The organism is Curtobacterium sp. VKM Ac-2889 (genome assembly GCF_015350855.1).
Classification (GTDB): domain Bacteria; phylum Actinomycetota; class Actinomycetes; order Actinomycetales; family Microbacteriaceae; genus Curtobacterium; species Curtobacterium poinsettiae.
Genome location: NZ_JADKSC010000002.1, coordinates 228,447 through 240,192, shown reverse-complemented (window position 1 = coordinate 240,192; position 11,746 = coordinate 228,447). Strand labels below are relative to the sequence as shown.

Annotated in this window: 12 protein-coding genes and 1 pseudogene; 7 read left to right on the top strand and 6 right to left on the bottom strand. The window is 71.9% G+C overall.

What is annotated here, in order from left to right:
• The first annotated feature begins 20 nt into the window (after nt 1-20).
• The 3 genes from ITJ50_RS06975 to ITJ50_RS06965 are packed head-to-tail and all read left to right on the top strand — an operon-like array spanning nt 21 to nt 3,666.
• Nucleotides 21-1,430, top strand: a complete 1,410-nt coding sequence (locus ITJ50_RS06975; RefSeq protein ID WP_323749891.1) for a serine hydrolase — start codon at nt 21-23, stop codon at nt 1,428-1,430.
• A complete protein-coding gene (locus ITJ50_RS06970) occupies nt 1,427-2,008 on the top strand; it encodes a GbsR/MarR family transcriptional regulator (protein WP_042538535.1) in 582 nt (193 codons plus the stop codon). Before ITJ50_RS06975 ends, ITJ50_RS06970 begins: the two co-directional genes overlap by 4 nt.
• The gene (locus ITJ50_RS06965; protein WP_042538533.1) at nt 2,005-3,666 is read left to right on the top strand and encodes a dipeptide ABC transporter ATP-binding protein; all 1,662 of its coding nucleotides are present in this window, start codon (nt 2,005-2,007) and stop codon (nt 3,664-3,666) included. Before ITJ50_RS06970 ends, ITJ50_RS06965 begins: the two co-directional genes overlap by 4 nt.
• An 18-nt stretch (nt 3,667-3,684) precedes the next feature.
• Here the strand turns inward: ITJ50_RS06965 and ITJ50_RS06960 are convergent, their stop codons facing one another.
• Entirely contained in the window at nt 3,685-4,266 is a 582-nt protein-coding gene (locus ITJ50_RS06960) for a hypothetical protein (RefSeq protein WP_139179879.1), read from the bottom strand.
• Nucleotides 4,267-4,413: 147 nt separating this feature from the next.
• Here ITJ50_RS06960 and ITJ50_RS06955 point away from each other — a divergent pair, with 147 nt between their 5' ends.
• Both ITJ50_RS06955 and ITJ50_RS06950 read left to right on the top strand, forming a co-directional pair.
• Entirely contained in the window at nt 4,414-4,743 is a 330-nt protein-coding gene (locus tag ITJ50_RS06955; protein WP_017886019.1) for a hypothetical protein, read from the top strand.
• A gap of 101 nt (nt 4,744-4,844) precedes the next feature.
• Nucleotides 4,845-4,997, top strand: a complete 153-nt coding sequence (locus tag ITJ50_RS06950) for a hypothetical protein (protein ID WP_017886018.1) — start codon at nt 4,845-4,847, stop codon at nt 4,995-4,997.
• Between the two features lie 67 nt (nt 4,998-5,064).
• Here the strand turns inward: ITJ50_RS06950 and ITJ50_RS06945 are convergent, their stop codons facing one another.
• From ITJ50_RS06945 to ITJ50_RS06935, 3 genes are read right to left on the bottom strand one after another with little or no spacing between them, the layout of a single operon-like run.
• Nucleotides 5,065-5,922, bottom strand: coding sequence for an EamA family transporter (locus ITJ50_RS06945; RefSeq protein WP_194590196.1), 858 nt, complete (start codon nt 5,920-5,922; stop codon nt 5,065-5,067).
• A gap of 13 nt (nt 5,923-5,935) precedes the next feature.
• Nucleotides 5,936-6,598, bottom strand: coding sequence for a response regulator transcription factor (locus ITJ50_RS06940; RefSeq protein ID WP_042538529.1), 663 nt, complete (start codon nt 6,596-6,598; stop codon nt 5,936-5,938).
• 39 nt (nt 6,599-6,637) lie between these two features.
• On the bottom strand, nt 6,638-8,227 hold the full coding sequence (locus ITJ50_RS06935) for a sensor histidine kinase (RefSeq protein ID WP_194590195.1): 1,590 nt from the start codon (nt 8,225-8,227) through the stop codon (nt 6,638-6,640).
• A gap of 132 nt (nt 8,228-8,359) precedes the next feature.
• Here ITJ50_RS06935 and ITJ50_RS06930 point away from each other — a divergent pair, with 132 nt between their 5' ends.
• On the top strand, nt 8,360-9,055 hold the full coding sequence (locus ITJ50_RS06930; protein WP_194590194.1) for a helix-turn-helix domain-containing protein: 696 nt from the start codon (nt 8,360-8,362) through the stop codon (nt 9,053-9,055).
• A gap of 261 nt (nt 9,056-9,316) precedes the next feature.
• Here ITJ50_RS06930 and ITJ50_RS17615 read toward each other — a convergent pair whose 3' ends face one another.
• Nucleotides 9,317-9,547, bottom strand: coding sequence for a substrate-binding domain-containing protein (locus ITJ50_RS17615; protein WP_267237832.1), 231 nt, complete (start codon nt 9,545-9,547; stop codon nt 9,317-9,319).
• A 76-nt stretch (nt 9,548-9,623) separates the two neighbouring features.
• Nucleotides 9,624-10,277, bottom strand: a pseudogene (locus tag ITJ50_RS06925) (LacI family DNA-binding transcriptional regulator); the annotation flags it as partial.
• Nucleotides 10,278-10,461: 184 nt separating this feature from the next.
• Here ITJ50_RS06925 and ITJ50_RS06920 point away from each other — a divergent pair.
• Entirely contained in the window at nt 10,462-11,736 is a 1,275-nt protein-coding gene (locus ITJ50_RS06920) for an ABC transporter substrate-binding protein (RefSeq protein ID WP_194590193.1), read from the top strand.
• The last annotated feature ends 10 nt before the right edge of the window (nt 11,737-11,746 follow it).

The window sequence follows — 11,746 nt, the reverse complement described above, 5'->3', positions numbered from 1 at the left end:
CGCCCCTCGAAAGGACCACCGTGACCGACACCCTCTCCGCCTACCGGAAGACCCTGCCCTACATCCGTGAGTGGGTGTCGTACAAGGTGTGGCAGCTGCGGGTGCCCGGCGTGCAGGTCGCCGTCGGCTTCGGCGGCGAGGTCCTGTTCGACGAGGCCTGGGGCTACGCCGACGTCGAGGCCGGGCGCCGCCTGACCACCACCGACCTGTTCCGCATCGCCTCGCACTCGAAGACCTTCACCGCGACGGCCCTGCTGCAGCTCGCCGAGCGCGGGTCGCTCCGGCTCGACGACACCGTCGGCACGTACGTCCCGGCACTGGTCGACGGTGGCTCCCCGCTCGCCGACGCCACCCTGCGCGAGCTGATGGAGATGGGGGCCGGCGTCATCCGCGACGGACACGACGGCGACTACTGGTCCCTGCTCCGCCCGTTCCCCGACGAGCAGGAACTCCTGGCGCTCGTGCTCGACCGGGGCCAGAAGGTACCGACCGGCTCGTCGTTCAACTACTCGAACCTCGGCTACTCCCTGCTCGGCCTCGTCATCGCCGCGGTGTCCGGGCAGTCGTACAACGACTTCGTGCGCGAGTCGATCACCGAACCCCTGGGCCTGCGGAACACCGGCCCCGACTGGGACCCCGCACGCGCCGACGACTTCGTTGTCGGGTACACCGGGTTCCACACCGCGCGGCACCGGCAGCGCATCGACCACGTCGACACCCGAGCGATGGCCGCCGCCACCGGGTTCCACGGCACCGCGTCCGACCTGGTCCGCTACTTCTCGCAGCACGTGATCGGGCAGGGCACCCTGCTCGACGACCACTCCAAGCGCCTCGCACAGCGGAAGGCCTGGAGCGCCACCGACGACCCCGCGGCCCGCGGCTACGGCGCCGGGTTCATCGTCGACCGGATCGGCGGACGCGAGATCCGCGGCCACTCCGGTGGGTTCCCCGGCCACATCACCCAGTCGATGTTCGACCCGGCGTCCGGGCTCGTCGTGTCCGTGCTGACCAGCGCCGCCGCCGGACCCGCGACGGTCATCGCCACCGCGGTCATCGCCATGCTCGACGCCGCGGCCGACACCGGCGCCCCGGGGACCCCGGTGCCCGACGACGTCGACACCACCACGTTCACCGGACGCTTCGCGAACCCGTGGGGCGTCACCGACGTCGCCCGGATCGGTGACCGGCTCGTCGAGGTCGACCCGTCCGGCCCCGAGCCGATGGACACCCCCACCCGGCTCGAGGTCGTCGACGCCGACACCCTGCGGATGACCCACGGCAACCGCTTCGGCTCCGTCGACGAGGACATCACCTACACCCGCGACGACGACGGCACCGTGCGGGCGATCCGTGGCGGTGGCGGCATGTCCCAGGAGCCGTGGTCGATCCCGGACGAACGACCCGAGGTGGCCGCCGGACTGGCCTCGTGACCGACGACCGGGGCACCGACGGCACCGACGGTGTCGGCACCGACGCCGACGACGACCGGCTGCTCGGACCGGAGCGCCAGGCGTTCGTCGAGGAGTTCGCCCTGATGCTCAACGACGGTGCGGGCATGCCCCTCACCGACGCCCGGGTGCTCGGCTACCTGATGATGACCCGCGCACCGCACTCGTCGTCGTCCGACCTGCAGGCAGCGCTCGGTGCCAGCTCGGGGTCGGTGTCGATGGCCACCCGACGGCTCGTCGACTCCGGCTTCGTGAAGCGCCACATCGTCCCCGGCGAGCGCAGCCACTACTTCCGTGCCGAGGCCGACGTCTGGGGCTCCTGGCTCGCCAGCGAACGGAAGTACCTCGACCGGCAGCGCGACATCATCGGCCGCGGGCTCGCCGTCGTCGAGGGGGCCGGCCGCACCGGCACGGGCGACGTGGACGCCGAGGTCCGCGAACGTCTGCTCAACGGCCGCGACTACATGCAGTGGCTGCAGGGCTACCACCGCAAGATGCTCGAGGAGTGGGAGGCCTTCAAGGCCGCCCGCGACGACACCGACCCCCCGGAGACCCCATGAGCGGCACCACCGACGTCCTGACCGTCGAGCACCTCACCGTCACCTTCGACGTCGACGGCGAGGTCGTCCGTGCCGTCGACGACGCCTCGTTCACCGTCGCCCGGGGCGAGGTCGTCGCCGTCGTGGGGGAGTCCGGCTCCGGCAAGAGCATGACGGCGATGACCGCGATGGGCATCGCCCCCGACGGCGCCCGTGCCTCGGGGAGCATCCGGCTCGGCGACCTCGAGGTCATCGGCGCCGACGAGCGCACCCTCCGGTCGGTCCGGGGCCGCAGCGTGTCGATGGTCTTCCAGGACCCGTCCGCGGCCCTGAACCCGGTGTTCACCATCGGGTTCCAGCTCGCCGAGGCGGTCCGACGCACCGGCGGCCCGCACGACCGCGCCGCCGTCCGGGAACGCTCGCTCGAGCTGCTCCGCGCCGTGGAGGTCCCCGAACCCGAACGCCGCCTGGGCCAGTACCCGCACGAACTCTCCGGCGGGCAGGCCCAGCGCGTGATGATCGCGATGGCGCTCGCCGCGGGCCCGGACCTGCTCATCGCGGACGAGCCGACGACCGCCCTCGACGTCACCGTGCAGGCCGAGGTGCTCGACGTCCTCCGCGCGCTGCGTGAACGCACCGGCACCGCGATCCTGCTCATCACCCACGACATGGGTGTCGTCGCGGACCTCGCCGACCGCGTGGTCGTGATGCGCCGCGGCCGCGTCGTCGAGACCGGCACCGCCGAGGCGGTCTTCGCCGCACCGTCCGCCGAGTACACGCGGGAACTCCTCGCTGCGGTCCCGCGCATGGGCACCGGGTCCGGTCTGGAGGCCCGGCTCGGCTCCGCCACGGAGCCCCCGGCCGCCGTCCTGGACGTCCGGCACCTCGTGGTCGAGTACGGCGGCGCCCTGCGGGGCCGGTTCCGTGCCGTCGACGACGTGTCGTTCACCGTCGGCCGTGGCGAGATCGTCGGCCTGGTGGGGGAGTCCGGCAGCGGCAAGACCACCATCGGCCGGGCCGCGGTCGGCCTCGCGCCGATCACCTCGGGCTCGGTGGTCATCGAGGGCACCGACGTCGCCGGCGCACGACGAGCCGCCCGACGGCAGATGCGCCAGCACGTCGGCGTGGTGTTCCAGAACCCGCTCCGGTCGCTCAACCCCCGGTACACCGTCGGGCAGACCGTCGCCGAGCCGCTCCGCCAGATCCTCCGGCTGCCGGCGGTGCAGGTCGAGGAACGGGTCGAGCGGCTCCTCGCCGACGTCGGTCTCGACGGCGTGTACGCCGAGCGCTACCCGCACGAACTCTCCGGCGGCCAACGGCAACGCGTCGCGATCGCCCGCGCGGTGGCGCTCGACCCCGCGCTCCTGATCGCCGACGAGCCGACGAGCGCACTCGACGTGTCGGTGCAGGCCCGCGTGCTCGACGTGTTCCGCGAGCTGCAGGAGCGCCTCGGGTTCGCGTGCCTGTTCGTCACCCACGACCTGGCCGTGGTCGACACGCTGTGCGACCGGGTCGTCGTGCTGCACGGGGGCCGGGTCGCCGAACAGGGGACGCGCGACGCCATCCTGCGCTCGCCGCAGGACCCGTACACACGACGGCTCATCCAGGCTGCCCCGGTGCCGGACCCCGGGGAGCAGGCACGACGGCGTTCCGAGCGTCTGGCTGCCCGCGTGGGCTGAGGCGGGCGGGAGTCCGGGTCAGCGCACCTCGGCCGAGGCCCACAGCACGCCGACGCCGCGGCCCACCGGGCGCAGCAGCGGCACGGCGACGAGCACCGCGGCGGCCAGGTACGCGACGGTCTGCAGCAGGCCCGGGACCGCGAAGGCCACGCCGAGGGACTCCTGCGGGAGTGCCGTGAGGAGCACGGTGTTCGACAGCAGTGCGGTGACGAACCACGCCGCGGCCGCCACCGTGACGATCCAGCCGAAGGCCCGCTGCGCACCCGGTTCGCTCCGGACCGTGACGACGCCGAAGGCCACGAGCGCCGCCTGCGCGACGACGAGGAACACGTCGATCAACAGTCCGGGAACCAGCGACACGAGCGCGAACGCGAGCACGGACACCGCGAACGTGAGCGCCCGGCGGTCCCGAGCACGCACCGCGGCGACGAGCACGACGACGCCGGCGATGCCCCCGACGACCGTGGCGCCGAGGAGCAGCCCGCGGGGCAGGTCCCAGGGCGCCAACCAGACCGTCCCGACCAGTCCGGCCGCTCCGAACACCAGCGCCGCCACCACCGCGGCCGCCGACACCACCCGTACCCCCGTGCTGCTCTGCATGCCCGCACCCTATGCCCCGGGGCGGCGCCAGCGGAACACGTTCCCCGCGGTTCGGCGCCCCTGGCGACACGCCCGTCGGGCACCGGGTCGTCGTCCAGACGGCGCGGTCGACTTGACGGCTGTTCGAACACACGTTCGAATACCGTCGTGGGACGGCGTCGCGAGAACCGGTGGCAGCCCCCGGAACACCCGGAGGTCGAGCGTCCGCGCGCCTACTCCCTGTCCGAGGACGCCCGCGGCGACGACGTCTGCCACGCCGTCACCCCGAAGCCGGTCTGGGCGTGGATCCAGTTCCCGACCTTCCACGTTCGGGTGAAGGCCTTCGCGAAGAGCTGGACCCGCGACGCCGTGCTCGTGGAGTGGGCGCAGTTCGGGCAGCAGGCCGAGGCGTGGGTGTGGCGTTCCGCGGTGAAGCACCGCACGCTCCGTGCCGACCGGGACAGCGCGAACCGGAGTCCGCAGAACGCACTGCGTTGACTTCCGCCCACACCCCGAGGATGGTTTAGCGAACACGGGTTCAGCAAGTAACTCACTGATCGAGGCATTCGGTCCGGACCCGTGCTCACGAAGGAGGCACCATGAAGAACGCAGCGGTGCCGTCCTGGGTCGCCCACGTGCTCACCCCGCCCGAGGTCATCAGCGCCTACGTCGAGCGTCGGATCAACGATCCGGCCCTGCTGTCGGGTGAGCAGTCGGAACCCACGTACGCAGACTTCCTGCGCGACGAGTAGACGGACTTCTCAGGAGGCCCGGATCACGCACCGCCGTCGGCGGACGTGATCCGGGCCTCCTCTTCGTTCACCCCACCGGTCCGCCACGTCGGCGACGCGCCGACAGCGTCACGCCGACGCTCGCGGCGGTGACGCACGCCAGGGCGACCGTCTCGAGCACCGACAGCCCCTCGGCCAGCACCACCAGGCCGGCCAGGGCGGCGATCGCCGGGCCGAGGCTCTGCAGCACCCCGAACACCCGTGTCGGCATCCGGCGGAGCGCGAGCATCTCGAGGGCGTACGGCAGCACGCTGGACAGCACGGCGACGGCACCGAAGACGAGCAGGAGCGCCGGTTCGCGCACGACACCGTCGACCGCGGACCGGAGCCCGAACGGCAACGACACGAGCATCGCGACCACCATCGACACGACGAGCCCGTCGACACCGGGGATCGCGGCGCCGACGTGCCGGTTCATCACGATGTAGCCCGCCCAGCAGCCGGCCGCGAGGACCGCCCAGACGACCCCGCCCACCTCGGTCACCGCGGTCGGGCCGACGCCGAGCAGCACGACCCCGGCGAGCGCCAGCACCGCCCACAGGGCATCACGCCAGCGCCGAGTGTGCACGAGCGACAGGGCGAGCGGCCCGAGGAACTCGATCGTCACGGCGACACCGATCGGGATGCTCGCGAACGACAGGTAGATGAAGACGTTCATGCCGCCGAGCGCCAGGCCGAGGCCGACCGCACCGAGCCACTGCGCCCGCGTCCAGTGCCGGACGCGTGGACGGACCACCAGGGCGAGGACGACGGCACCGATGACGAGCCGGAGCGTGGCGGCCCCGACCGCACCGACGTCGTCGAAGTGGGTCTTCGCGATGGCGGCGCCGAGTTGGACGGACACCATCGCGGTGAGGGCCAGCAGGGGCGCGGGGACCCGGTTCATCACAGGGCTCGGCTCATCCGAGGTAGGCGAGGACGGCGAGGACACGGCGGTGGTCCTCTCCGGTGTCCTCGAGCGCGAGCTTGCCGAAGATGCTCGACACGTGCTTCTCGACGGCGCCGGTGCCGATCACCAGGGCGCGGGCGATCGCGGCGTTCGTGCGGCCCTCGGCCATCAGCCCGAGCACGTCACGCTCGCGCGGGGTGAGCGCGGCGAGCGGGTCGCGGCGGCGGCTCATCAGCTGCGTGACGACCTCGGGGTCGAGCACGGTGCCTCCGGCGGCGATGCGGCGGACGGCGTCGTCGATCTCCTCGAGCCGGGTGACACGGTCCTTGAGCAGGTAGCCGATGCCGGTCGCGCCGGCGGCCAGGACGTCCTCGGCGTAGGTGGCCTCGACGTACTGGGAGAGCAGGAGCACGCCCGTCCGTGGAGCGATCCGGCGGGTCTCGACGGCAGCGCGGACCCCTTCGTCGGTGAAGGTCGGCGGCATCCGCACGTCCATCACCACGACGTCCGGCGCACCGTCGGGCAGGGTCGCCAGGAAGGCCCGGGCGTCGGAGTACTGCCCGATGACGTCGATGCCGGCCTCGTCGAGCACGCGGGCCAGGCCCTCGCGCAGCAGGACGGCGTCGTCGACGACGACGGCCCGGATGCGTGCTGCATCCGGGCCGTCTGTCATGCCGACCAGCCTAGTGGGAGCGCGGGCGCCCCCGTGGGGTCACGACCGCTGGTTCGCCGCCGTCGGCACGCCGTTCAGGGCTCCGAGGGGGATCCGGGCGGTGGCCTCGGTCGGGCCGCCCTCGGGGCTCGAGACGACCAGGTCGCCGTCGAGGGCCCGCATGCGGCCGATCAGGCCCTCGATCCCGTGGCCCTGCTGCGGTCGTGCGCCACCCCGGCCGTCGTCGGTGACGCTGACCGTCAGGTACCAGAGACCCGAGGCGTCGACGACCAGGCCGAGGTACACCCCGGCGGTGGTGGCGCCGGCGTGCTTCATCGTGTTCGTCAGGAGTTCGCTCACCGTGAAGTACACGTTGCGCTGGATCTCCGTGGCGAGCTCCAGGCCCTCGGGCAGCCGGACGTCCAGGCCCACCGGGATCGGGGTGCGGGCGACCAGTGCCTCGAGCGCCGCGACGAGTCCGCGGTCGAGCAGGATCGGCGGGGCGAAGCCGCGGGACAGTGCGCGCAGTTCGTCGAGGGCGTCCTGGGCGTGCTCGGATGCCTCACCGATGAGCTGCTTGGCCTTCTCGGGGTCCTTCTCGAAGGCGCGCTCGGCGGCGGACAGGTCCATGCGGAGCCGCACCAGCCGCTGCTGTGGGCCGTCGTGCAGGTCGCGCTCGATCTGGCGGAGCGCCTGCCCCTCGGCGGTGACGGCACCGGCACGGGAGGCCTGCAGGCCGGCGACGCGCTGCTCGAGCTGCTCGGCCCGGAAGCCACCCAGCAGGCCGAAGTCGACCCAGTAGTGCGCGAGGACGGACCCGCGGGCCCAGAGCGGGAAGAGCACGACCGAAGCGGTCATCGACAGCAGGCCGAGGGCACCGACGCCGGTCACGAACCCGACGCTGTCCGTGAAGTAGCCGACCCGGACGTTGTTCGCGAAGTACAGTCCGCCCACGACGATCGGCCAGGCGAAGCCGACGAGCAGCAGTGCACCGGTCCCGACGGTCGCGACCGCGACGAGCGGGTAGACGACCGCGGCGTGCAGCAGGTAGAGCCAGTAGTGCGGGTTGGCCACTGCCGAGCCGGTGCGGGTCCACCAGTTCTGCTGCCAGCGGGGTGTCCAGTCCACCGGGCGGATCGGGCGTCGGTCGGCCCAGCTCATGCGGAGCTTCTCGAACTGTCCGAGCCACCGCGCCACGAACAGCGCGATGAAGAACATGAGCAGGACGAACGGGTTGAACAGGTCGCGGAAGCCGCCGCCGAAGACCGCCGCCGGGAACGCGAAGTACAGCGTGCAGAGCAGTACGGCGGTGAGTGCCATGTAGCCGAAGTCCCGCGGCAGGCGCCTCCACGCGTCACGGTAGAACTGTCCAGCGGTCATGCCGGACCCACGACCCGAGCCGGGGTCGCCGACCGGGCCGGACCCGACGCGCGGGGTGGCGCTCCACGACGCCGGCGGGGACTGCCGGGCACCCTGAGTGTCCCCGGTGTCGTGCTGGTGCTGGTGCTGGCGCGGGTACTGGGGCATCGGCTTGGTGGCTCCAGGGGGCACGGACTCGCCCAGTGGGACGGTCTGGGCCTGGTCGGGCGAAGGCGTGACGTCGTCCAGCGGGACGGTTCGCGCCTGGTCGAGGCGGTCGGTGTCGGTCATGCATCCAGCCTCGCGATCGCGGAGCCGTTCCCCCATCCTGCCCTCTCCCCACCCCGGGTGGGGTTATCCCCCCTCTTCCACAGGTTGCCCGCTCCACGCCCGCGCGTCCTGCCCGTGGATCACGCTCGTCGGATGGGTGATGCGCTCCGAGCACTGATCGACGCCGTCGGGCTCCAGGTCGGGCCGGGCGCCGAGGTCCGCTCCGACGACGAGGCATGGACGCTCGACGTCGAACCGACGGGCACGCACGTCTGGGTGGCGACGCGGTCCCGCTCCGTCTGGATCCGGCGCGGAGACGACATCGCGATCGTCGACGTCGGCACCGCAACGCTCGGCCCGCTCGCCGACGAGGTCCTCGCGCTCCCACTCGTCGCGACGACCGGCCCGCCCGGCGCTCCCTCGCCCGACGTCGGCCTCGCGCTGCGCCACGTCGGGCACCTCGAAGGCGGCAGGTGGCACGGCGCGCAGCAGCAGGCCCTCGCCCGGCTCGTCGTCACGACGGTGCTCCGCGACAACCCGCCCCCGATGCTCGGCGACAACGGTCTCGCGCGGATCCTCGACCGCCTGTTCGATCCGGCCGGTCAACCATCCGTGCGGGCGCTCCTCGCCGACATCGACATGTCGGAGCGCACCCTCGAGCGCCGGTGCGTCGCAGCGACGGGATGCTCGCCCGCGCAGCTCGGCCGCTGGTACCGCAGTCTCGCCGTCCGGAGCGCACTCGCGCGGGGCGACCGCCCGTCCGACGTCGCGACCCGCTTCGGCTTCAGTACGACGTCGTCCATGCGGCGGGCACTCGAGCGGGTCCGACCCCCGACGAACCGCCGGTGACCGTTGCCCGCCGGAGAAGGAGGTTCCGCTCCGCGTCGATGACGGTTCTGGTTCGCGATCCTCGGGTTTCGTGAACCAGAACCGTCACGGCGCGGAGAAGACCACGTCGTCCCGCGTCGGCGCAGTGCAGTGCGGTGCGTGCGCCAGATGCAGGCAGCCGCGCCGCGCTTCGGGAGCGGCGGCGGGCGCGGCGGCGGCGGGAGCGGGTCAGGTGGGGCGCGGCGGCGGGAGCGGGTCGTCGGCGCCGACGTCCGGTGCGGGTCAGGCGGGGGCGCGGCCGGTGGACTCGCGGACGCTCAGGGTGAGCGAGGGACCCGGGCGTGAGGGGAGCGGGGTGCTCGCGTCGATCTGCGCGCGCAGCAGGGTCGCCGCACGCTGTCCGAGCTCGACGGTGTCGCGGGTGAGCGAGGTGATCGCGGGGCGGACGAGCCGGATCATCGCCGAGTCGTCGAAGGACACGATCGAGACGTCCCCGGGCACCGCGACGCCCATCTCGCTCGCCACGCCCGGCGACGGCGAGCACGTCGTTGTCGTAGACGATCGCGGTCGGTCGGATGCTCCGGGACAGCAGGGTCCGGGTGGCGCTCGCGCCGGCCTCGGCGGAGTAGTCGGTCGGTACGGACACCGTGTCGTCGAGCCCTTCGTCTGCGGCGAAGGCGCGCAGCCGGTCCATGCGCATCGCGGTGTGCTCGAACTCGGGCCGCCCGGCGACGTGGGCGATGCGCCGGTGCCCGAGCGCGTGCAGGTACCGCAGGACGGTGTCGGTGGCGTCCGAGTCGTCGATCCAGACCGTGGGGGCGGCGCCGTCGGGGGAAGGGTGCGAGCCGACGACGACGGTGGGCATGCCGAGGTCGGCGAGCAGGGCGAGCCGGGCATCGTCGCGACGGGGGTCGATCACGATCACGCCGTCGACACGGTGGCCTCGCCACCAGTCCCGGTAGGTCTCGAGTTCCTCCTCGGCGTCGCGCGCGACGAGCAGGTTCATGCCGACGTGGGTGCCGGCGAGGCCGAGTTGGATACCGGAGATCAGGTCGCCGAAGAACGACTCGGTGCCCAGGGTCCGGGCCGGGCGGTTCAGCACGAACCCGATGGAACCGGCCTTCGCGCCGCCGAGCGCCCGGGCCGCGGTGTGCGGTTGCCAGTCGAGCTCGCGGGCGATCTCGCGCACGCGGCGACGGGTCTCGTCGGAGACGCCGGGGCGGTCGTTCAACGCGAACGACACCGCGCTGATGGACACGCCGGCCCGCGCGGCGATGTCGGCGATCGTCGTTCGACGCTTGGTGGCCACGGGGTTGACTATAGCGCTTTAGTCATTCACAGTGGCTGCCACACACGAGTTCGGTGACTGCTGCTGAACCGGTTCAGTTATGACGAGGGAGTCAGACGCCATGAGGACCACCACACGCATGACGAGGGGCCGCGCCACCGCGCTGCTCGCGACGGCCGCCGCCACGGCGCTCGTCCTGACCGGCTGCTCGAGCGGCGGGAACGCGGCCGACAACGGCGGCGGCGAGATCAGCGGCACCATCACCCTGCAGACCTGGGCGCTCACGCCCACTTACACGGGGTACCTCAACGGGGTCATCAAGGACTTCGAGGAAGCCCACCCGGACGCCAAGGTCAAGCTGCAGGACCAGCCCGGCGACGGGTACGCCGACAAGGTGCTCAGCCAGGCCTCGTCGAACAGCCTGCCCGACGTGATCAACCTGCCGCCGGACATCGCCCTGCCGCTCGCGAAGCGCGGGTTCCTGCAGGACGTCGCGAAGGACGACTCGAAGCTCGCCAGCACGTACGTCGCCGGCGCGGTGGACTCGTACGAGTACAAGGGAGTGGACGGCACGTTCGGGTACCCCTGGTACCTCAACACCGACGTGAACTACTGGAACTCGACGATGTTCGCCAAGTGCGGCCTCGACGCGAAGAACCCGCCGAAGACCACCGACGAGCTGTTCACGCAGGCGAAGACCATGCACGACAACTGCCCGACCGACTACCTGATGAGCCGGAAGCCCGGCCTCGGCGACTTCACGCTCGCCGGCGTCAAGGTGCTCAACGCCGACGGCACGAAGTTCACCTTCGCCGACTCGTCGAAGGCCGCCGACCTGATCGACCGCTACAAGGACGCGTACCAGGACGGCTACATGCCCTCCAACGTGCTGAACAGCGACTACCTCGGCAACTCCACCCTGTTCACGCAGGCCAAGGTCGCCTGGACGACCGGTGGCGCCACCTCGCTCGCCGACTTCGAGAAGAACAACCCGTCGCTCAAGGGCAAGGTCACCGTCAGCCCCGCACTCGACACCCCGCCGCTCTACGTGCAGGGCCTGTCGGTGTCGAGCAAGTCGAAGCACCTCGCCACCGCCGAGGCCTTCGCGAAGTTCATGACGAACGCGAAGAACCAGGAGGCGTTCGCCCACAAGGTGAACATCTTCCCGTCCACCACGTCGTCGCAGTCCGACCCGTACTTCTCGAAGGACGACGGCACCGTGAACGGCGAGGCCCGGGTCCTGGCGAACGAGGCCCTGAAGTCGGCGAAGGTCATCAACCCGGTCGAGGCGAACTCCGCGATGACGGACTTCCTCGACCAGCAGATCGCGCTCGCGATGAAGGGGCAGGTGGCGCCGAAGCAGGCGCTCGAGACCGCCCAGACCAAGATGAACAGCCTGCTGGCCAACGGCTGATCCGGCCCCG